The sequence below is a fragment of the Amycolatopsis sp. NPDC005232 genome, from assembly GCF_040607795.1.
Lineage (GTDB): Bacteria > Actinomycetota > Actinomycetes > Mycobacteriales > Pseudonocardiaceae > Amycolatopsis.
The window spans coordinates 1-19,745 of record NZ_JBEXHL010000052.1 but is presented as its reverse complement, the minus strand read 5'-3'; the positions used below and the strand labels follow the sequence as shown (position 1 = coordinate 19,745).

Genomic DNA, 19,745 nt, shown 5'->3' with positions numbered 1-19,745 from the left:
GGCATCCGGGGCCGGCCCGGTCAGCTCGTCGGCAGGGTGATGCTCGTCAGGTCGGGCTGACGGCCACCCGTCGGCACCGGCGGTCGCGGGCTGCCTACCGAACCGTCGGGGGCCAGCGGGTAGCTCGTGACGCTGCCGACGCCGTCGGTGTTGAAGTTGGCGTTGTAGAGGCTGCGGCCGTCGCGGGACAAGGCAATGCCCTCGGCGCCGTTGCCGCCGGTCGCCACTGCCGGTCCCGCCTGGCTGATGCCGGTGGCGGTCACCCTGAACGTGGTGATGTGGCCGGGGCCGGTGCCGTTCGCGAAATTGGCGACGTAGGCGCGGTCGCCTCGGGCGGTGAGGACGATGCCGCGGGGCTCGTCGGCCGGGTTGGGCACGGTGCTGACCGGCGTGGGCCGGGAGTCCGCGCCCAGGTTGAGGAAGCTGATGCTGTCGGCCAGCGAGTTGGTGACGAGCACGTGCGAGCTGTCAGGGGTGATCGCGGCGAAGAACGCGCCCTTGCCCGTGGCGACGGTCGCCACCCACGTGAGGCTGCCGTCGGCGGCGATGGTGAACGTCGAGACGTCACCCGAAGCGCTGTTGGCCGTGACGAGCGTGCGGCTGTCGGGTGAGACCGTCAGTGCCGTCGTGCCTCGTCCGTGGGCGGGGATCGTCGCGACGCCGTGCGGCAGGCCGTCGGCCGAAACACGGTAGTGCGAAACGGTTCCGTCGCCGCCGTTGCTGAAGTTGGCCGTGTAGAGGTTCTTGCCGTCCGGGCTCAGCGCGATGCCGGACGGAGTCACGGGCTCCGGCGCCGGACCGTGCGCGGCGGGAAAAGCGGTGAGGCGCCCGTCGGCTTCGACCCGGAAGGGAGTGACGTCCCGCGTGCCCCAGTTGCCTACGTAGAGCCATTTTCCGTCGTGCGAACGGATCGACGCCTGCGGGTGGGTGTCGCCCTTCCCCACCGACAGGGAAATCGCCGGTGCCCTCAGCGAACCGTCTTCGTTGAGCCCGAACTCGGCGATGGTGTCGGAAGCCCAGTTGGTGACGTACACCGCGCGGGGCCCCGGGGCCGCGGGCGCGGCGGGCTCGTCCGACGAACAAGCTGCGAGCCCGACCGCGACCACGGCCGCGAGACCGCCGGCCACCACGCGTTTCACCATGAAAATTCCTTCGTCTTGGCCGGGCTGATCGAAACCAGGCTAATCGCCGACGAAGGCGTGGCAGTAGTTTCCGATTCCTTACGGCACCGGAACCCTCCACTTCGGACGGGTCAGTGCGTGAGCGCGGTCGGCGCGTCTTCCGGGCGTTCGGCCAGCGGCTCGAACTCGTTCACGCCTGCGAGATCCGCGCCCATCGAGATGTTCGTGACCCGCTCCAGGATGACCTCGACGATCACCGGCACGCGGTACTCGGCCGCCAGCTGCCGCGCCTTCTCGAAGCCCGCCCTCAGGTCCTCGGGCCGGCGCACGCGAATGGCCTTGCAGCCCAGGCCTTCGGCCACCTTGACGTGGTCCACGCCGTACCCGGCCGTCTCGGGCGAGTTGACGTTCTCGAACCCCAGCTGCACGCAGTAGTCCATGTCGAACGCCCGCTGCGCCTGCCGGATCAGGCCGAGGTAGGAGTTGTTGACCAGGACGTGGACGTACGGGCGGTTGAACTGCGCGCCGACGGCCAGCTCCTCGAGCATGAACTGGAAGTCGTAGTCCCCGCTGATCGCCACGACCTCGACGTCGGGGTCGGCAGTGGCCACGCCCAGCGCCGCCGGGACCGTCCACCCGAGCGGTCCGGCCTGTCCACAGTTGATCCAATGCCGCGGCCGGTACACGTGCAGGAACTGCGCCGCGGCGATCTGCGAAAGCCCGATGGCCGAGACGTAGCGGGTCTCCTTCCCGAACACCTGGTTCATCTCTTCGTAGACACGCTGCGGTTTGATCGGCACCTCGTCGAAGTGCGTCTTGCGTTCCATCGCGGACTTGCGGCGCGCGCAATCCCCGGCCCACGCCGAACGATCCGGCAAGGTCCCGGCCTCGCGTCGCTCACGGGCCACCGTGACGAACTGCTCCAGCGCGGCCTTCGCGTCGGACACGATCCCGTAGTGCGGCGCGAACACGCGGCCGATCTGCGTCGGCTCGATGTCCACGTGGACGAACGTGCGCTCGCCGCGGTAGACGTCGAGGTCACCCGTGTGCCGGTTGGCCCAGCGGTTGCCGATGCCCAGCACGCAATCGGCTTCGAGCATGGTCGCGTTGGCGCCGCGGTGGCTCGTCTGGATCCCCGCCATGCCGGCCATCAGCGGGTGGTCGTCGGGGATGGTGCCCCAGCCCATGAGAGTGGGGATCACGGGAATGCCGGTCAGCTCGGCGAACTCGACCAGCAGCTCGGCCGCGTCGGCGTTGATGATTCCGCCGCCGGCCACGATCACCGGCCGCTCCGCCGAGCCCACGAGGTCCAGCGCGCGATCGACCTGGGCCCGAGTCGCCGCCGGTTTCGCGACGGGCAGGGGTTCGTAGGAGTCGATGTCGAAGTCGATCTCGGCCAGCTGCACGTCGATCGGCAGGTCGATCAGCACCGGGCCGGGCCGGCCGGTGCGCATGAGCCAGAACGCCTTCTGGAACGTGCCCGGCACCTGCGCCGGCTCCATCACCGTCACGGCCCACTTGGTGACCGGAGCCGCGATGGCCGAGATGTCGACGGCCTGGAAGTCTTCCTTGTGCAGCTTGGCCACCGGCGCCTGGCCGGTGATGCACAGGATCGGGATCGAGTCCGCGCTGGCCGAGTACAGGCCGGTGATCATGTCGGTGCCCGCCGGGCCCGAGGTGCCGATGCACACACCGATGTTCCCCGGCTGGGTCCGGGTGTAGCCCTCGGCCATGTGCGAGGCGCCTTCGACGTGGCGGGCCAGCGTGTGCGCGACGTTTCCGTCCCGGCGCAACGCGGCGTAGAACGGGTTGATGGCGGCGCCGGGCAACCCGAAAGCAGTTGTGATGCCTTCGCGGCGCAGCACTGCGACGGCGGCGTCGGCTGCGGTCATTCTGGGCATGAGTCCACTCCTGACAAGTGACTGTCCTACTGGGTCCGGCCCGCGAGCTCTTCGGTGAGCTTGAACAGACCGGAATGGTCGAGCCCACCGTCGCCGCGAGCGACGAGGGAGGCGATCAACTGGGCGACCGCACTGCCGAGGGGGATCGCCACCCCGGCTTCCCGTGCGGCCGCGGTGACGATGCCCATGTCCTTGTGGTGCAAGGAGAGGCGGAAACCGGGTGTGAAATCGCGCTTGAGCATGTTCTCCGACTTGCGGTCGAGCACGGTGCTGCCGGCCAGCCCGCCGCCGAGCACCTCCACGGCGATCACCGGGTCCACATCGGACGCCTCGGCGAGCACGAGCGCTTCGGCGAGGAGCTGGAGGTGGCCGGCGACCATGAGCTGGTTGGCGGCTTTGACGGTCTGGCCGGCACCGTGCGGACCGACGTGCACGATGGTGCGCCCGACGGCTTCCAGTACCGCCTTGGCAGCGGCGAAGTCCTCGGCGGCGCCACCGACCATGATGGACAGCACACCCTCGACAGCACCGGCTTCCCCGCCGGACACCGGCGCGTCGAGAACGCGCACCGCCACTTTCGCGCTGGCTTCGGCGACGGCGCGGGCCGTGGCCGGCTCGATGGTGCTCATGTCGATGACCAGCTGACCAGGGTGCGAGTTCTCGAAGATGCCGTCTTCGCCCATTGCGACAGCCACCACGTCCGGCGAGTCCGGCACCATCGTGATCACGACGTCCGAGCCCTTGACCGCCTCGGCAATGCTCGACGCACCACGGCCACCCGCGGCGACCAGCGCGTCGACCCGCCTCGCGCTGCGGTTGTAGCCGACGACGTCGTACCCGGCCTTGACCAGGTTCTCGGCCATCGGCAGGCCCATGATGCCCAGGCCGATGAAACCCACCGTGCTCATGTGAAATCTCCTGTGAAAAACGACGCGGTGAATCAACGCCGGGACAATCGGCGCTGGAAAACAAAACTATGAAGAACTGTGAAAACGACGCTCAGGAACGCGCCTGGGGTGGATCGAGTGGATCTACGTCACGAATGGACGCGTCGAGCAGCTGGATCGGGTGCACCACCGGGATCCCCTGGTCGAGGAACCGGCGGATCTGAAGCAGGCACCCGGCGTTCGCGGTGGCCACCACGTCGGGTTCGACGTCCGCGAGGTGCTTCGCCTTGCGGCGGCCGAGTTCTTCGGCCGTTTCGGGCTCCACCAGGTTGTAGATCCCGGCCGATCCGCAGCACAGCTCCGCCTCGGCGATGTCGTGCACGGACAGTTCCGGGATGCTGCGCAGCAGTTCACGTGGTTGCCGGCGGATGCCTTGGGCATTGGCGAGGTGACAGGCGTCGTGGTAGGCGACCTTGGTCTTCATCGGGTGCCGGGTGGCCAGCGCGGGGAGGTCCGCGATCAGTTCGTTGATGTCCCGCACCCGCGAGGCGAAGGTCCGCGCTCGCTCGGCGTACTCGGGAACGTCCGCGAGGAGGTCGCCGTACTCCTTGAGCGCGGACCCGCAGCCGGCCACATTGGCGACGACGACGTCGAGGTCGTAGCGCTCGAACATCTCGATGGTCCCCTTGGCGCGGGTGAGGCCGTCTTCCTCTCGTCCCGCGTGGACGGACAGCGCACCGCAGCACTGGTTGTCCTGCGGAACGTAGACGTCGCACCCTTCGGCGGCGAGCACACGGATGGTGGCGGCGTTGACGTCACCGAAGAAGACGCGGTTCGCGCAGCCTGCGAGCACCCCCACCCGCAGCCTCGCCTCGCCGGCCGGCTTGAGGGTCCGTTCCGGCGTCTTCGCCAGCAACGCTCGCAGCGTCACCGGCGGCAACAAGGCTTCCAGCGCCCTGAGGCGGGGCGGCAGCCGCTTCAGGATGCCCAGCCGGTGGACGAGCGCCCGAAGGCCGAGCCGGCTGTAGAGCAGACCGCCGAACGCCGCGAGCCGCAACCGGCGCGGATACGGGAACAGCGAGAAGACGAACGCGCGGAACACCCTGTCCGAGAAGCCGCGCGGCACGTGGCGCTCGACCTGCGGGCGGACCGACTCGATGAGCTTGTCGTACTGCACTCCCGAGGGACACGCGGTGGTGCAGGCCAGGCAGCCCAGGCAGGTGTCCATGTGGTGGCCGAACGTTTCGTCCACGCCGATTTCGCCCTTGGTGGCCAGGTCCATCAGGTAGATGCGCCCGCGCGGCGATTCCATCTCCTGGCCGGTGACCACGTAGGTCGGGCACGTCGGGAGGCAGAATCCACAGTGGACGCAGTCGTCGAGGAGCTCCCGTTTCGGCGGGTGGTGCTCGTCGAAGGAGCTGCCGAGTGTCGACGTCATGACGCACGCTCCTCGTCTTCGAGCCAGGGAGAAAACCGGCCGGCACCGAACCGTCCGGCCGGGTCGAACTGCCGCTTGATCGCGCGCATCACGCGCACCGGTGCCGGTGGCGGACCCCATCCGCGGCCGGCGGAGAGGCCGTCGCGGCGCAGCACGGTCACGGCCGCGCCGAATTCCTGGTGCAACCGGGCGAGGAGTTCGTCGTGATCACCGCCGTTGAACTGCACGGTGTGGACGCCGATCGCCATCGAACTGGCCACCGAGGCTCCCGCGGCCACCATCCTCGTCACCAGAGCCGGGCCGGCGACCGGCATTGTCCCGATTCGCACAACTGTTGTCCCTCGAACACCATCCGCGCTCGCGGCAACACCCGCCCAGGCCGCGGCCGCCTCCTCGACCGCGAGCACCCGGGCCGTGGTTCCCCCGAGCCGGCACAGCTCACGTTCACGCTGCTCGACGCCCTCCGGCGTCCCTTCGAGCTTCACCAGCAACCGCCCACCGGACCATTCGAGGGCGGACGCTTCCAACCCCGTCATGACGACCTTGCCGGCCAGGTCGAACGCCTCGCCCGCGTCGGCCTCGACCGCCACCGTGCGCACCGCCAAGGGACGCGGGTGCAACCGCAGTACGACTTCGGCGACGACCCCGAGCGTCCCCAGGGAACCGTGGAACAGCTTCGCGAGGTCGTAGCCGGCGACGTTCTTGATCACGTGCCCGCCGGACCGCGCGACCGTGCCGTCACCCAGCACGACGGTCGTCCCGATGACCAGGTCACGCAGGCTGCCGAACGCCGTGCGCAACGGCCCGGCATCCGCCGTGGCCAGCAGCCCGCCGATCGTGGCACCCCGCCAGGCCCGGGCCGGGTCGAGCGCCACGCGCTGGCCACCCTCCGCGAGCGTCTCCTGAACGGTCGTGAACGGCGTGCCCGCCCGGACCGCGATCGTCAAGTCCGAAGGCGCGTACTTCAGCACCCCGGTCAACGACGTCGTGTCGATGACCGCGTCGGCCGCCGCGGCAGGCGCGCCCCAGCCCGACGCGGTCTCCGCGCCGGTCACGAGCAGCCGAGGGTGGCTCGCGCGGGTGTCCGCCACCACGGCACGTACTTCCTCCACAGTGGACGGAGAGAACGTGGTCTCCTGAGTCACGCCGTCACATCCGCTCGATCAAGCCGGCGGCTTCGAGGGGATGCGGCTTGTAGACGCCCGGTCGTTCCCCGCACAGCCGCGGCGTCGGCAGCAACTTGCCCGGGTTGCAGATCCCCGAGGGGTCGTACGCGTGCCGCAGCCGCGCCATCGTGGCCAGGTCGTCCTCACTGAACTGCCGCGGCATCGAACACGCCTTGTCCGTCCCGATCCCGTGCTCCCCGGACAACGACCCACCCAGGTCCACGCACAGCTCGGCGATGGCCCGCGAGAGCGCCTCCGCCCGCTCGTGCTCACCGGCGGCCTCGCTGTAGAGCACGAGCGGATGCAGATTCCCGTCGCCGGCGTGGAACACGTTCGCCACGCGCAGCCCGGCCCCCACCGCCAGCTCGGAGATCCGGGTCAACGCCGTCGCCAGCTGGGTGCGCGGGACAACCCCGTCCTGCACGAAGTAGTTGGGGCTGATCCGCCCCACCGCGGCGAACGCGGCCTTGCGGCCCTTCCACACCAGCGCCCGATCCTCGGCGCTCGCCGGAATCCGCAGCTTCGTCGCCCCGAACTCCTCGCACAGCTGCTTCACCTGCGCGAACTGCGCGTCGACCTCCGCCTGCGGCCCGTCGAGCTCCACCACGAGCGCGGCGGCCGCGTCGCGCGAGTAACCGGCGTCGACCGCGGCTTCGACAGCCTCGATGGCCAGCGCGTCCATCATCTCCACCGCCGCGGGCACGATCCCGGCCTCGATCACGGCGCTCACCGTGTCGCCCGCCTGCTCGACGGACGGGAAGTCGGCCACGAGCGTCTTCACCGCGGCCGGCTTGGCCAGCAGTTTCACGGTGATGCGCGTGGCGATGCCGAGCGTGCCCTCGGACCCGATGAACGCGCCCAGCAGGTCGTACCCGCCCAGCTGCGGGCTGTCGCCGCCGAGAACCGTGGTCGTGCCGTCGGGCAGCACGACTTCGGCCGAGTGGATGTGGTGGACGGTGAAGCCGTACTTGAGGCAGTGGGCGCCACCGGAGTTCTCCGCGACGTTGCCGCCGATCGTGCACACCTGCTGCGACGACGGGTCCGGCGCGAAGTACAGCCCGTACGGCGCCGCCGCCCGGCTGATGTCCACATTGGTCACTCCGGGCTCGACGATCGCGCGCCGGTTCACCACGTCGATCTCGACGACGGACCGCAGGCGCTGCAACGAGATCACGACCCCGTCGGCCACCGGCAGCGCACCACCGGACAACCCGCTGCCGGCGCCGCGGGCGACGAACGGCACGTCGTGCTTCGCGCAGACCCGCACGGCCGCGGCGACCGCCTCCGCCGTGCGCGGCACCAGCACCAGCGACGGGACGACGCGGAAGCCGGTCAGCCCGTCGCATTCGTAGGACCGCAAGGCGACCGGGTCGGACACCACCGAGTCGGCACCCACGGCTTCGACGAACTCGGCGTGCAAGCCCTGCGGCACCGTCGCCACCTCCACCAGGTCGTCCAGACCTCCCCCGGTGCTCGGGGGAGGTCTGGAACATGACTGAGATACAAGTCGTAGCCCGACCAACGCTAACTCTCAGCCTACCGGGCCACAAGCCCTGAAGGCCAGAAATTTCCACCAAGTGTAATTGATCTTCCGCATAGTGAAATTCAGCGAGGGGCCGTGCCGCCCTTCGCCGCAGCGCGCAGCCGGCCCGCGAGGTCGGCGAAGCTCACCGCGCTGAGGTCGCAGTCCGTGGTCTCGGCGGTGTCGGCGGGCCGGTCAGGGCCCTTTTCCCCCGGTCGCTCGACGAAGGCCGTGCGGAAACCGGCGTCGCGCGCGCCGTGGATGTCCCAGGTGTGGGCGGCGACCATGAGGATGGTGCGGGGCTCGACGTCCAGGAGCTTCGCGGCGTTGATGTACGCGCGGCGGTCCGGCTTGTACGCGCGCACGTTCTCGGCCGACAGGATCGCGTCGAACCCGAGGCCGGCGCCCTTCACGACGTGGACGAGCTGGGCGAACCCGCCGTTGGACAGCGCGACCACCACGAAGTCGCGGCGCAGCTCGGCCAGCCCCTCGGCGGCGTCCGGCCACGGCGGCAGCGCGTCCCAGGTCCGGACCATGCGCTCGCGCGCCTCGGCGCCGAACTTCCCGGCGACGCCGAACTCCGCCAGGCACTCGTCGAGCGCCTCGCGGTGCACGGCGTCGAGGTTTGCCCAGTCGCGCTCGCCGCGGTTGATCTGCCCGACCGCGGGCAGGTAGCGCTCGCGCCACGCGTCCACGAGGGCGGGGCAGTCGAACTCGGTCTCGTGGTGTTCGGCGATCGCGGCCACGCCGTCGATCACGCCGGTGCGCCAGTCCACAGTGGTCCCGAAGACGTCGACGGCGACCACCGCCACCTCGCTGACATCGAACATCTCGCTCCGTTCTTCGTTGAACAGCAACACTTACGCCGGGCCGACACCCAGCCACTCGCGCAGCTCGCGCCGCCCGGCCGCGGTGAGGTCGACGGCGCGGCTCGCCTCGAGCAGATCGATCCAGCCCAGTTCGAGCAGCCGGCTCTTCACCGCGGCGCCGAGGCTGCCCGCGAGGTGGTTCCGGCGTTCGCTCCAGTCCATGCACGGCCGGGCCAACGGCCGGGCGCGACCGCGCAACCCGTCGACGTCGATCCCGTGCGCCGCCAGTTCGGCGCGTCCCTTGACCGAAACGCTGTAGGAATCGCGGTCCTCGACCAGAAACCCCTTCGCCAGGAAGGCGTCGTTGATGGCCACGCCGACGCTGCCCGCGAGGTGGTCGTAACAAACCCTGGCCTCGCGAAGCTTGCGCCCGCGCGTCGCCTGCCGCAACGACTTCGCCGGCCCGGGCGGCGCGAGCAGCAGCAGGCCCTCGATCGCGTCGGCGACGGGGCTCGCGAGCCGGTACAACCGTTGGCGGCCGGACACCTCGACAACGACAAGGCCGCCGTCCTTCAGCTTGCGCAGGTGCGTGCTCGCCAGCGACGCCGAGATGCCGACCTCCGCCATCAACGCCGAAACCGGCTGCGGCCGTCCGTCGAGCAGCAGCAACAGCATCGCGGCACGGTTTCGGTCGGAGAGAAGGAATCCGATCCGGGCCAGATCCGCGTCACCTGCCATTCGGCCACGATAACTCCGGAACGGTTGAGCCCCGGTTGAACAATGGCCGGGCTTTCTACAGCCCCGTGTCCTCGGTGACGCCCAGGGCCCGGCGGGTGCTGGACAAATGCACCCGGACCGCCTCGCACGCCCGTTCGCCGTCCCCGACATGAACGGCTTCCGCGATTTCCCGGTGCTCCTCGAGGATCACGTCGAGGCGGTCGCGCGCGCCGTCGCGGCCGTTCACGGTGGACTCGCCGACCATCCGCATCTGCCGATCGCGCAGCGAGCCGTACACCGAGCCGAGGATCGGGTTCGCGGCCGCGTCGACCAGCACGGTGTGAAACGCGCGATCGGCCTCGAGGAACTCGCCGAGGCCGGCCGCCGCCTGCTGCTTGGCCCGCTGCTCTTCCATGCCCGCGAAGACGGCTTCGCGCACCTGCGGCCCCGCGGCCGCGACCTTGCCGGCCGCGAACTGCTCCAGCACGAGCCGCGCCTCCAGCACCGCGCGGACCTCGTCGGGCGAGACCGGCACGACGAGCGCGCCACGCTGCGGGTACAGCCGCAGCAGCCCCTCACCTTCCAGTCGCAGGAACGCCTCGCGCACCGGCGTCCGGGACATGCCCAGCGCCTCGGCGACCTCGCCCTCGCTGATCAGCTCGCCGCCCGGGAACCCACCGGACAGCACCTGCTCCTTGACGTAGGCGAGCGCACGATCCTTCGCGCCGACGCGCTCGCTCGCCATCGATCCCCCGTGAGGTCGGAAGAAATTCCAGTCGTATCTTAGCGGCCGGTCAGCCCGCGACGAGCGCAGCACGGAAGGTGGTCCGGTAGCTGCCCGCGGTGGTGCCGACCTGGCGTTCGAAGTGACGACGCAGGGTTTCCGCGCAGCCGAACCCCACCATCGCGGCGATCTCGGACATGCGGTACTCGGTGGTTTCGAGCAGCACCTTCGCGCTCGCGACGCGTTCGCGGTTGATCCAGTCGAACACGGTCATCCCGGTGGCGTGGCGGAACTTCCGCACGAGGCTGCGCTCGCTCAGGTGCAGGTGGCCGGCGAGCCCGCCGAGGGTGAGCGGCTCGTGGAGGTGCTCCCGCAGCCACGCCAAAAACGACCCGAGCGCCGGCTCGCCCGCGATCCGAATGGAGTCCTTCACGAACTGCGCCTGCCCACCCAGCCGCCGCGGCGCCGTCACCAGCAGCCGGCCGACGTCGCCGGCGTAGGCGTGGCCCCAGGTCTTCGGCCGGCAGGTGCAGCGCCAGGTCGGTGGCCGAGAAGATCCCGCCCGAGGTGTGCACCGGACCGTCGTCGAGGTAGAGGCAGCCGGGTTCGAGGCGGACATCGTTCGCCCGGGTCGTTCCGCACGACGAATCAGCTCTCGGTGCCGAAGGCGCTGCCCAGGACGCCTGACCGCAGTTCGGCGAGCACGACGTCGGCGGTCTCGGCCGGCAACTCGGGCTTCGCGCCCGTGCCGCTCGCGACGACGACCGTGGCGACGTCGTGCAGTTTCACGTTCGTGTGCTGCGAGACTTCGCGCAGGGCCTCGAAGGCCTCGTCCTCGGTCCAGCTCCGCACCAGCATGAGCATGCCCTTGGCCTGCTCGATCACCGGGCGCGTCGCGAGCGCCGCCTCCAGCTGCTCCACCTTGGCAGCCTGCCCCACCGGCTCCAGATCAGAACTCACGGGAAAATTCCACCACAAGATGGTGGGACCACACCACTTCCGGACGCAGCCAGTCACCCTCACGAACCAGTGCCGTTGCCCGACCCCAGCCCGAGCTCGGCCCACACGGTCTTCCCGGTCGCCGTGACCTGCTGACCCCACGCGACACACAGCGCGGCGATGAGGTGCAGTCCGCGGCCACCCTCGTTGTCCGGCGGCCGCGGCGCCGCGCGGACCGGGGTGCTGTCGTCGACCTCGATGCGGACCAGACCGGGCAACCGCAACAGGCGCACGCACTGCGGCGGCCCGCCGTGGGAGAGCGCGTTGGTGGCCAGCTCGTCGACCACCTGCACGACGTCGATCAGCACGTCGGCATCGACGTCGAGCAGGTGCTCGCGCGTCCAGCACCGCACTTGGTGCAGCTCACCGCCGGCGCCGGTCAGCGGCAGCGCCGTCATCGCCGCGTCCGGCTCGAGCGCATGGGACAGTCCACCAGCGGTCAGCGCTCCTTCTCCGAACTTCGGCATGATCCAGCGTCCTCATACCCCGTTCCGAAGGAGTTGAAGCATCGCCAGGCCGGAGCGCCCTTCGGCGCCCGTCACCGGTCGTTGGCGATGACGGTGTCCGCCCGGTGACGCCGAATGGTCGAAACCGAACGCAAGAGGATGGGCTCCCACCACGCCGAGGCCGCCTACTCGTTCTCCGCGCACAGCAAAGCCACCGGACTCCCTCGGCGAGCCCTGTGGATCCACTGTGGATCATCAGCTCTTGCTGGTCCCCGGTGTGGCGTTCTTCGTGGGAATGTTGCCGCAGAGGATCTTGGCGCCGTTCACGGTCATGTTGTCGCCAATGCCCTCGATCTTCACCGGGCCGCCGGCGGTGTTCAGCGACATCACCGAGCCGGCTGACGCGAGGCCCTGGACGTCGTACCGCTTGCCGCACTCTCAGCCGAAGCCCTCATCGCCTCAACGAATGCCGCCACGCCGCTGCCCGCCGCGACGACCGCCCTCGCCCCGGTGTGATCCCCATCGCGACCAGCCGACCAGCCGCGCCGGGACAGTAGGGTCGACCGCCATGGGGTTTCGGCGGGGGTTGGCGCTGCTGGTGGCCGCCACGTTCTTCATGGAGATCGTCGATGCCACGATCATCGCTCCCGCGGCACCGCTCATGGCGGCCGACCTCGGGGTGAGCTCGGTGGACGTCAACGTGACCATCACGGCCTACGTCCTCACCCTCGGCGTCCTCATCCCGATCAGCGGCTGGCTCACCGATCGCTTCGGCGCGCGCCGCGTGTTCGCAACCGCACTGATCCTGTTCACACTTTCATCATTGGCGTGCGCACTCGCACCAAACCTTGTGCTGCTGACAACAGCGCGAGTGGTGCAGGGCGTCGGCGGCGCGATGATGGTGCCCGTCGGCCGGCTCGTGGTCCTGCGCGCCACACCTAAGAAAGACCTGGTCAAAGCGGTTGCCTACCTGACGTGGCCCGCGTTGCTCGCGCCTGTGGTGGCGCCGGTCGTCGGCGGGTTGCTGGCGCAGTACGCGTCGTGGCGGTGGATCTTCGTGATCAACCTGCCCCTGGGCATCGCCGCGCTGGCCGTGGCGTGGGCGATCGTGCCGGACCTGCGCGCGGAGCGGCCCGCTCCGTTCGACCGGGTCGGGTTCGGGTGGGTGGCCGTCGGCACCGCCGCGCTGGTCGTCGCGCTCGAAGGTCTCGGCTCAGGCTTCGGCCCGGCAACGGCCGTGGCGCTGATCGTGGCCGTCGTCGGCCTCGGCTGGGCGATCAGGCACCTGCTGCGCGCACCGAATCCCCTGCTCGACCTGCGGATCCTCCGCATCGCGACCTACCGCATCACTGCCGCCACGGGCTCCGTCTACCGCGGCGTGATCACCGCCATCCCCTTCGTCCTCCCGCTGCTTTTCCAGCTCGGCTTCGGCTGGAGCCCCGCCCGCGCCGGCCTGGTGGTCATCGCGCTGTTCGTCGGCAACGTCGGCATCAAACCCGCCACCACCCCGCTCATGCGCCGCTTCGGCATCCGCACGGTGCTGCTGGCGTCGATCCTCGTCGGCGCCGCCTGCCTCGTCGGCCTGGCCTTCGTGCGGGCCGACACCCCGTTGCCCGTGCTGCTGGCCCTTCTCCTCGTAAGCGGCATCTCCCGCTCCACCGGCTTCACGGCCTACAACAGCGTCGCCTTCGCCGACGTCGACGAGCCCCTGATGAACCACGCCAACACCCTGCTCTCGACCCTGCAAGAACTCGGCGCGGGCCTGGGCGTGGCCATCGGCGCTCTGCTCATCCGCGCCGGCGGCCTGGTCGCCACCGACGCGCCCGGCCCGTTCCGCGTGGCAATGGCGCTGCTGGCCGTCCTGCTGGCGATCCCGCTCGTTGCCGCGATCCGGTTGCCCCACACCGCCGGCAACGCCGTCACCGGGCGCGAATCCCGGCGAGGATGAGGTCGATCCCGGTCAGAAACTGCTCGCGGTCGTCGTGCTCACGCGCCTGACGGGCGACCGCCCGGGTGAACGGGTAGTCGTCCGGGTCGAGCTCCTCCCACGCCGCCGACACCGCGTCGAGGAACTCCTCCCGGTCCACCGCTGACCCGGCCACGCGGGCGTTCGAAGCGTTCTGTGCGGCGGAGCCGAGGATGTAATGCATCAGCGCCGACGCCACGGTGAACCAGCTGTCCTCGGGCACGCCCAACGCGCCGACGTGCCGGCCGATTCCCTCGAAGATCCGCAGCGGCACCGATTTCGTCGGACCGTGCGACAGCTGCAGCGACACCTGCGTGGCAAGCCACGGGTGCTCGGCGATCGTGTTGAACAGGCCCAGCGCGACGGCGCGGATCTCGTCCCGCGGTGACCCCGCGGGCTCGGCGGGCTCGGCCAGCGCGGCGGCGACCACGGCGTCGGTCGCGGCCTCGAGCAGCTCGCCCTTGTTCGCCACGTGCCAGTAGATCGCCCCGGGCCCGGTGGCGAGGTGCTCGCTCAGCGCCCGGAACGACAACCCGCCCTCGCCGGACGCGTCGAGCAGCTCGACGGCGGCCTCGGTGATGCGCTCGCGGGAGAGCGCCTCTGTACGCCGCTGAGCTCGGCGGGTCCGCGCAACCATGCGTCCATCTTGACACATCTGGAATCTCGTTCCAACATTGGAACGACATTCCATAGCGCTTCGAAGGAGTCATCTTGAACACCGTCACGATCATCGGCGCCGGCCTCGGCGGCCTCACCCTCGCCCGCGTGCTGCACGTCCACGGCATCCCGGCCACGGTCTACGAAGCCGAGGACTCCCCGTCGTCCCGCGCACAGGGCGGCATGCTCGACATCCACGACTACAACGGCCAGATCGCCATCGAAGCCGCCGAACTCAGCGACGAGTTCCGCGGCCTCATCCTCGAGGGTCGCCAGCAAATGCGGGTCCTTGATCCCGACGGGACCGTCCTGCTCGACCAAGCCGACGACGGCACCGGCGGCCGGCCCGAAGTCCAACGCGGGGAGCTGCGGCAGCTGCTGCTCGACTCGCTCCCCGCCGGCACCGTCCGCTGGGGCGCCAAGGTCGCCGACGCCCGCTCTGCGGGTGAGGGCCGCCACGAGGTGACCTTCACCGACGGCAGCGTTGTCGCGACTGACCTGCTGGTCGGCGCGGACGGCGCGTGGTCCCGCGTGCGGCCGTTGCTGTCGGGCGCGGTCCCCGAGTACGCCGGCACCTCGTTCGTCGAGGTCTACCTCTACAACGCCGACACCCGCCACCCGGCGGCCGCGAAAGCCGTCGGCGGCGGGTCGCTCATCGCACCGGCACCCGGCCGCGAAATCCAGGCGCACCGGGAAAGCGGCGACACGCTGCACACCTACGTCGTCCTCACCCGTTCGCAGGAGTGGTTCGCCGCCATCGACTTCACCGACGCCGACGCGACGGCCGCGCGCATCGCCCGGGAATTCGACGGCTGGGCCCCGGAACTCACCGCCCTCATCACCGACGGCGACACCGCACCCTTGCTACGCCCCCACTTCACACTGCCCCTCGACCACCGCTGGGACCGCGCGCCGGGCGTCACCCTCGTCGGCGACGCCGCCCACCTCATGCCCCCCAACGGCGAAGGCGCCAACCTCGCCATGCTCGACGCCGCCCGGCTCGGCCAAGCCCTCGCCGCCCACCCGGGCAACGTCGAGAAAGCCTTGTCCGAATACGAACAGGAAATGTTCCCCCGCAGTCAGGCGGTCGCAGTCGAGGGCGTCGAGATGCAGGAGCTCTTCGCGGGCAGCAACTCGGCCCGCGATCTCGTGGCCATGTTCACGGGCGCCGAGTGAGCGGCGACGGTTCGGCTGGGCTTTGCCGCCGCGGCACACCAAAGCCGTAGCCAAGCCGCCGGTGGAACCGGCGCCAACACCGTCCGCGTGGTCTCGGTATCAGCAGCACCCGGCCGCTGTGACCGAGGAAAACCGGCCAACGCGACGCGGCAAGCGCCGGCCGCGTCGGCTCGCGGAGGCGGCGTCTAACGTGAGTCTGCCGCCTGCCGCTCGCTGAGGGCACGACCGCGTTCCGATTCCGGGAACCGCTGCAGCATCGCCCGCAGCTCGACGGCCTCGACGTTCGCCCCGAAGGTCTCCGCGCCCGGCTCCAGCCGCACACCCTCGGCCAAACCGCCTGCGAGCACGGGATCGAAGCCGAGCGCATCGACCACAGTGGACACTTCCGCCACGGCCGCGGGGTCGTCGCCGACGAGGGCGATGGCCTTGCGGCCGGGCGTCCCGGCGACGCGGGCCTCGTCTTCCAGGTCGTGGTAACCCATGTGGTTGAAGGCCTTCACGACGCGCGCGCCGGGCAGGAACTTCTGCACCGTCTCGCTCGTGGAGACCTCCAGGTCGGCGCGGTAACCGTCCACTTCCCACCAGTAGTTCATGGCGTCGATCACGAGCTTGCCGTCCAGCTCCGCCGCCGGGATGCTGCGGTACTTGCCCAGCGGCAGCGCCAGGATCACGACGTCCGCCGAAGCGGCGTCGGCCGGCGTCGTGGCGACGGCGCCCGGCGCGAGGACTTCCACGGTGAGCGCGATCTTCTCCGGCGCGCCCGAGCCGGCGATGAGCACGCGGTAGCCGGCCGCCACCGCGAGCCGCGCGAGGACGGTGCCGACCTTGCCCGCGCCGAGGATGCCCAGCGTCTCCGTCATTTCCCCTCCGCCAGCAGGTCCCGCACCATCGGGATCACCTTCGTGCCGTACAGCTCCACCGCGTGCATGCGCGCGCTCGCCGGCTGCGAACCGCTGGAGTAGATGAGGTCGAACCGGCCGACGTCGAGGTCTTTCACCGCGCCGGCGATCTTGCGCGCGACCGTTTCCGGCGAGCCGATGTACATCGAGCCGTGCTCGATTTCGCTGTCGTACTCGGCGCGCTGGATCGGCGGCCAGCCGCGCAGCCGGCCGATGCGGTCGCGGATCACGCGGTAGCGCGGCCAGAACAGTTCACGCGCTTCCTCGTCAGTGTCGGCGATGAAGCCGGGCGAGTGCATGCCGACCGGGTGCGCGGTCGTGCCGAACTCCGCGGCGGCGCGGCGGTAGAGGTCCACGTACGGCGCGAACCGCTTCGCCGGCCCGCCGATGATCGCGAGCATCAGCGGCAACCCGTAGTGGGCGGTGCGGATCACCGACTGTGGCGAGCCACCGACGCCGACCCAGGCCGTCAGGCGGCCCGACTCCGTCTTGGGGAAGACGTCTGCCGCGTCCAGCGCCGAACGCAGCGAACCGCTCCACGTCACTGGCTTCTCGTCGAGCAACTGGACGAACAGGTCGATTTTCTCTTCGAACAACTTGTCGTAGTCGGAGAGGTCATATCCGAACAACGGGAACGACTCCGTGAACGAACCACGTCCGAGAATGATCTCCGCGCGGCCGTTGGAGAGTGCGTCGACGGTCGCGAAACGTTGGAAAACGCGCACGGGATCGTCGGAACTCAACACGGTCACCCCTGAGGACAGGTGGATCCGCGACGTGCGCGTGGCGATGCCCGCCAGCACCGTCTCCGGGGTGGTGATCGAGTACTCCGGCCGGTGGTGCTCGCCGAGCGCGATCACGTCCACGCCGATCTCGTCGGCGAGCACGGCCTCGTCGAGCACGTGCCGGATCGCGGCGGCGTAGGACATCGGCGTGCCTGAGTCGTCCTCCGGGACGTCGCCGAAGGTGTCGAGGCCGAAAACCAAGTCAGACATGGGAAGGCGCCTTCTTGAGCAGTTCACGAACCCGCGGCGCGACCTCGCGGCCGAACAGCTCGATCGACCGGGCGCGAGCTTCGCGGGGCAGGTTCATGATGTCGTACTTCAGGTCGAAACGGTCGAGGCGCAGGTCACGCGCCACGGTCGCGATCTTGCGCGCGACGGTGTCCGGCGAGCCGACGAACAGCGCGCCGCCATCGATCTCCGCCAGGTAGCGGCGGCGGTCCGGCTTGTAGAAGCCGCGCTCGGCCGCGAGGTTCGCGACCACGGGCTGCCAGTACTCCCACCACGTCTCGACGGCTTCGGAGTCGGTGTCCGCGATCAGGCCGAGCGAGTGCTGTCCGACGGGCAACACCGGCTGTTCGAATTGCGCCAGCGCGCGGTGATAAAGCTCCACGTGCCCGGCGAACCGCTGCGGTCGGCCACCGATGATCGCCAGCATCAGCGGCAGTCCGTACTTCGCGGCGCGCACGACGGAATCCGGGCTGCCGCCCACGCCGATCCACGTCGGGATCCCGCCTGGGCGCATCCGCGGGTGCAGCGTCTGGTCCACCAGCGGCGCGCGCACGGTGCCCGACCACGTCACGGACTCCTCGCGTTGTAAGCGCATGAACAGGTCGAGTTTCTCTTCGAACAGGTGCTCGTAGTCGGCGAGGTCGTATCCGAACAACGGGAACGACTCTGTCGCCGACGCCCGACCCAGCACCAGCTGCGCGCGGCCGTTGGAGACGGCGTCGACGGTGGAGAAGTCGTGGTAGAGGCGGACGGGGTCGTTGGTGCTCAGGACCGTCACGGACGTGCCGAGCTTGATGCGCTCGGTCGCCGTCGCGACGGCCGCCAGGAGCACCGGCGTCGCGCTGTCGTTGTGGCCTTCGCGGTAGTGCTCGCCGACGCTGAAGACGTCGAGGCCGGCTTCTTCGGCGAGGCGTGCCTCGTCGACGAGCAGGCGGACGGTCTCCGCGTCGCTCAGTGTCCGCGCTCCGTCGGTGGCGACTTCGCCGAAGGAGTTCAGCCCGAACTCGAAGCCGGGGTTCTTCGTCATGCCACCAGGATGCGTCGGCGCGGGGGCCGCCTGCCGCTCCCTCTCATGGAGACCTTCACCCATCGGCTTCGATGCGCCGGGTGATCTTGTCGGCCGCCGTGCGCAGGGTGCGCAGCTCCGTTTCGGACAGCACGTCGTACACCAGCTCGCGCACGCGCTCGACGTGTCCGGGCGCCGACTCGAGCACGTGCGCGTAACCGGCTTCGGTGAGCACGGCGTGGGTATAACGGCCGTCCTCCGGGTCGGGCTCGCGGTAGAGGAACCCGCGCTTCTCCAGCCGGCTGATGAGGTGCGACAGGCGGGAGAGCTCGGCGTTGGTCAGGATCGCCAGCTCGCTCAGCCGCATGCGCCGGCCGGGTTCCTCCGACAGCCCGGCCAGTGCGTAGTACTCGACGTAGCTGAGCTGTGAGTCTTCCCGCAGCTGCTTCTCCAGCTCGGTCGGCAGCCGGTGCAGCAGGTACGTGAACGAGCGCCACGTCTGCAGCTCTTCGGAGTCGAGCCACCGCGGGGCGGCCTGCCGATGTGTCATACGTCCCAGTCTAGCGCTTGACTTGAATGTTCAAGTTCGGGTGTTCATTATTTGACATGAAGATTCAAGTCATCCTCGGAAGGAAACTGGCAAGTGAGTAACCTGAAGATCGCCGTCATCCTCGGCAGCACCCGCCCGGGACGCAACGGCAAGCAGGTCGCCGACTGGGTCTTCGCCAAGGCCAAGGCCCGCACCGGCGCTGACTACGAGCTCGTCGACCTGGCCGAGTTCCCGCTGCCCCACCTGGACGAGGCCCTGCCGCCCACCCTCGGCCAGTACGCCGGCGAGCACACCAAGGCGTGGGCCGCGAAGATCGACTCCTACGACGGCTTCATCTTCGTGACGCCCGAGTACAACCACTCGACGTCCGCCGTCCTGAAGAACGCCATCGACTACCTCTACGCGGAGTGGAACAACAAGGCCGCGGCCTTCGTGTCCTACGGCTCACTGGGCGGCGCCCGCGCGATCGAACACCTGCGCGCCATCTGCAGCGAGCTCCAGATCGCCCACGTGCGCCAGCAGCTGTCGTTCTCGCTGTTCACGGACTTCGAGAACTTCGCGTCCTTCACCCCGGCCGCCCTCCACGACGACGCGGCCACCACGCTGTTCACCCAGCTGGAGACCTGGTCGGGCGCCCTCAAGGCGATCCGGGTCCCCGTTCCCCGGCCTCGCGAAGGCACTGCCGGCCGACGTGAGCGGCACCAGCATCAAGTTCGAGCTGCGCGACGGCGCCAAGTGGCACGACGGG

General features: G+C 69.8%; 20 protein-coding genes and 1 pseudogene. 3 read left to right on the top strand and 18 right to left on the bottom strand.

Annotated features, from left to right (window positions below; all coding sequences use genetic code 11):
* Nucleotides 1-20: 20 nt before the first annotated feature.
* The 13 genes and pseudogenes from ABZU76_RS47875 to ABZU76_RS47815 form a co-directional block, all read right to left on the bottom strand.
* Nucleotides 21-1,142 carry a beta-propeller fold lactonase family protein gene (locus ABZU76_RS47875; protein WP_354883998.1) on the bottom strand — a complete coding sequence of 374 codons (1,122 nt, stop codon included), beginning with the start codon at nucleotides 1,140-1,142 and terminating at the stop codon, nucleotides 21-23.
* A gap of 110 nt (nucleotides 1,143-1,252) precedes the next feature.
* Nucleotides 1,253-3,022, bottom strand: a complete 1,770-nt coding sequence (gene gcl, locus ABZU76_RS47870; RefSeq protein WP_354883995.1) for a glyoxylate carboligase — start codon at nucleotides 3,020-3,022, stop codon at nucleotides 1,253-1,255.
* A 26-nt stretch (nucleotides 3,023-3,048) separates the two neighbouring features.
* Complete coding sequence (locus ABZU76_RS47865; RefSeq protein WP_354884082.1) at nucleotides 3,049-3,963, bottom strand: 2-hydroxy-3-oxopropionate reductase; 915 nt, start codon at nucleotides 3,961-3,963, stop codon at nucleotides 3,049-3,051.
* A 58-nt stretch (nucleotides 3,964-4,021) separates the two neighbouring features.
* Nucleotides 4,022-5,347: a heterodisulfide reductase-related iron-sulfur binding cluster gene (locus ABZU76_RS47860; protein ID WP_354883992.1), complete on the bottom strand. Its 1,326-nt coding sequence runs from the start codon at nucleotides 5,345-5,347 to the stop codon at nucleotides 4,022-4,024.
* A complete protein-coding gene (locus ABZU76_RS47855; protein WP_354883989.1) occupies nucleotides 5,344-6,492 on the bottom strand; it encodes an FAD-binding protein in 1,149 nt (382 codons plus the stop codon). Before ABZU76_RS47855 ends, ABZU76_RS47860 begins: the two co-directional genes overlap by 4 nt.
* A gap of 4 nt (nucleotides 6,493-6,496) precedes the next feature.
* Nucleotides 6,497-7,945 carry an FAD-linked oxidase C-terminal domain-containing protein gene (locus ABZU76_RS47850; protein ID WP_354883986.1) on the bottom strand — a complete coding sequence of 483 codons (1,449 nt, stop codon included), beginning with the start codon at nucleotides 7,943-7,945 and terminating at the stop codon, nucleotides 6,497-6,499.
* A 173-nt stretch (nucleotides 7,946-8,118) separates the two neighbouring features.
* Nucleotides 8,119-8,865 (bottom strand): haloacid dehalogenase type II, encoded by a 747-nt coding sequence (locus tag ABZU76_RS47845; RefSeq protein WP_354883983.1) that lies wholly within the window; start codon nucleotides 8,863-8,865, stop codon nucleotides 8,119-8,121.
* Between the two features lie 30 nt (nucleotides 8,866-8,895).
* Complete coding sequence (locus tag ABZU76_RS47840; protein WP_354883980.1) at nucleotides 8,896-9,582, bottom strand: winged helix-turn-helix domain-containing protein; 687 nt, start codon at nucleotides 9,580-9,582, stop codon at nucleotides 8,896-8,898.
* A 55-nt stretch (nucleotides 9,583-9,637) separates the two neighbouring features.
* On the bottom strand, nucleotides 9,638-10,306 hold the full coding sequence (locus ABZU76_RS47835) for a GntR family transcriptional regulator (RefSeq protein WP_354883977.1): 669 nt from the start codon (nucleotides 10,304-10,306) through the stop codon (nucleotides 9,638-9,640).
* A 49-nt stretch (nucleotides 10,307-10,355) separates the two neighbouring features.
* Complete coding sequence (locus ABZU76_RS47830) at nucleotides 10,356-10,904, bottom strand: helix-turn-helix domain-containing protein (protein WP_354883974.1); 549 nt, start codon at nucleotides 10,902-10,904, stop codon at nucleotides 10,356-10,358.
* Nucleotides 10,905-10,933: 29 nt separating this feature from the next.
* Nucleotides 10,934-11,245 (bottom strand): ANTAR domain-containing protein, encoded by a 312-nt coding sequence (locus ABZU76_RS47825; protein ID WP_354883971.1) that lies wholly within the window; start codon nucleotides 11,243-11,245, stop codon nucleotides 10,934-10,936.
* 59 nt (nucleotides 11,246-11,304) lie between these two features.
* Nucleotides 11,305-11,751, bottom strand: a complete 447-nt coding sequence (locus ABZU76_RS47820; protein WP_354883968.1) for an ATP-binding protein — start codon at nucleotides 11,749-11,751, stop codon at nucleotides 11,305-11,307.
* Between the two features lie 234 nt (nucleotides 11,752-11,985).
* Nucleotides 11,986-12,162 (bottom strand): annotated as a pseudogene (locus ABZU76_RS47815) (fasciclin domain-containing protein); the annotation flags it as partial.
* Between the two features lie 136 nt (nucleotides 12,163-12,298).
* Between ABZU76_RS47815 and ABZU76_RS47810 the strand changes: the two are divergent.
* Nucleotides 12,299-13,678 (top strand): MFS transporter, encoded by a 1,380-nt coding sequence (locus ABZU76_RS47810; RefSeq protein ID WP_354883965.1) that lies wholly within the window; start codon nucleotides 12,299-12,301, stop codon nucleotides 13,676-13,678.
* Here the strand turns inward: ABZU76_RS47810 and ABZU76_RS47805 are convergent.
* Complete coding sequence (locus ABZU76_RS47805) at nucleotides 13,650-14,333, bottom strand: TetR/AcrR family transcriptional regulator C-terminal domain-containing protein (RefSeq protein ID WP_354883962.1); 684 nt, start codon at nucleotides 14,331-14,333, stop codon at nucleotides 13,650-13,652. The genes ABZU76_RS47810 and ABZU76_RS47805 overlap by 29 nt on opposite strands.
* A 71-nt stretch (nucleotides 14,334-14,404) precedes the next feature.
* On the opposite strand from ABZU76_RS47805, the gene ABZU76_RS47800 reads away from it, so the two are divergent.
* Complete coding sequence (locus tag ABZU76_RS47800) at nucleotides 14,405-15,529, top strand: NAD(P)/FAD-dependent oxidoreductase (protein WP_354884079.1); 1,125 nt, start codon at nucleotides 14,405-14,407, stop codon at nucleotides 15,527-15,529.
* A 185-nt stretch (nucleotides 15,530-15,714) separates the two neighbouring features.
* Here ABZU76_RS47800 and ABZU76_RS47795 read toward each other — a convergent pair whose 3' ends face one another.
* The 4 genes from ABZU76_RS47795 to ABZU76_RS47780 are packed head-to-tail and all read right to left on the bottom strand — an operon-like array spanning nucleotide 15,715 to nucleotide 18,997.
* The gene (locus ABZU76_RS47795) at nucleotides 15,715-16,389 is read right to left on the bottom strand and encodes an NAD(P)-binding domain-containing protein (protein ID WP_354883959.1); all 675 of its coding nucleotides are present in this window, start codon (nucleotides 16,387-16,389) and stop codon (nucleotides 15,715-15,717) included.
* On the bottom strand, nucleotides 16,386-17,423 hold the full coding sequence (locus tag ABZU76_RS47790; protein WP_354883956.1) for an LLM class flavin-dependent oxidoreductase: 1,038 nt from the start codon (nucleotides 17,421-17,423) through the stop codon (nucleotides 16,386-16,388). The genes ABZU76_RS47795 and ABZU76_RS47790 overlap by 4 nt, the downstream gene beginning before the upstream one ends.
* Complete coding sequence (locus tag ABZU76_RS47785; protein ID WP_354883953.1) at nucleotides 17,416-18,468, bottom strand: LLM class flavin-dependent oxidoreductase; 1,053 nt, start codon at nucleotides 18,466-18,468, stop codon at nucleotides 17,416-17,418. Before ABZU76_RS47785 ends, ABZU76_RS47790 begins: the two co-directional genes overlap by 8 nt.
* 55 nt (nucleotides 18,469-18,523) lie before the next feature.
* The gene (locus ABZU76_RS47780; RefSeq protein ID WP_220243353.1) at nucleotides 18,524-18,997 is read right to left on the bottom strand and encodes a MarR family transcriptional regulator; all 474 of its coding nucleotides are present in this window, start codon (nucleotides 18,995-18,997) and stop codon (nucleotides 18,524-18,526) included.
* A gap of 93 nt (nucleotides 18,998-19,090) precedes the next feature.
* On the opposite strand from ABZU76_RS47780, the gene ABZU76_RS47775 reads away from it, so the two are divergent.
* On the top strand, nucleotides 19,091-19,745 hold a 655-nt coding region (locus ABZU76_RS47775; protein ID WP_354883950.1), incomplete at its 3' end, for an NAD(P)H-dependent oxidoreductase.

Coding starts and splice junctions, on each gene's coding strand:
- ABZU76_RS47860 (WP_354883992.1), bottom strand. CDS start 5,347: ATGACGTCGACACTCGGCAGCTCCTTCGACGAGCACCACCCGCCGAAA.
- ABZU76_RS47830 (WP_354883974.1), bottom strand. CDS start 10,904: ATGTCCGCCTCGAACCCGGCTGCCTCTACCTCGACGACGGTCCGGTGC.
- ABZU76_RS47845 (WP_354883983.1), bottom strand. CDS start 8,865: ATGTTCGATGTCAGCGAGGTGGCGGTGGTCGCCGTCGACGTCTTCGGG.
- gcl (WP_354883995.1), bottom strand. CDS start 3,022: ATGCCCAGAATGACCGCAGCCGACGCCGCCGTCGCAGTGCTGCGCCGC.
- ABZU76_RS47875 (WP_354883998.1), bottom strand. CDS start 1,142: ATGGTGAAACGCGTGGTGGCCGGCGGTCTCGCGGCCGTGGTCGCGGTC.
- ABZU76_RS47785 (WP_354883953.1), bottom strand. CDS start 18,468: ATGACGAAGAACCCCGGCTTCGAGTTCGGGCTGAACTCCTTCGGCGAA.
- ABZU76_RS47840 (WP_354883980.1), bottom strand. CDS start 9,582: ATGGCAGGTGACGCGGATCTGGCCCGGATCGGATTCCTTCTCTCCGAC.
- ABZU76_RS47820 (WP_354883968.1), bottom strand. CDS start 11,751: ATGCCGAAGTTCGGAGAAGGAGCGCTGACCGCTGGTGGACTGTCCCAT.
- ABZU76_RS47810 (WP_354883965.1), top strand. CDS start 12,299: ATGGGGTTTCGGCGGGGGTTGGCGCTGCTGGTGGCCGCCACGTTCTTC.
- ABZU76_RS47790 (WP_354883956.1), bottom strand. CDS start 17,423: ATGTCTGACTTGGTTTTCGGCCTCGACACCTTCGGCGACGTCCCGGAG.
- ABZU76_RS47795 (WP_354883959.1), bottom strand. CDS start 16,389: ATGACGGAGACGCTGGGCATCCTCGGCGCGGGCAAGGTCGGCACCGTC.
- ABZU76_RS47835 (WP_354883977.1), bottom strand. CDS start 10,306: ATGGCGAGCGAGCGCGTCGGCGCGAAGGATCGTGCGCTCGCCTACGTC.
- ABZU76_RS47780 (WP_220243353.1), bottom strand. CDS start 18,997: ATGACACATCGGCAGGCCGCCCCGCGGTGGCTCGACTCCGAAGAGCTG.
- ABZU76_RS47805 (WP_354883962.1), bottom strand. CDS start 14,333: ATGGTTGCGCGGACCCGCCGAGCTCAGCGGCGTACAGAGGCGCTCTCC.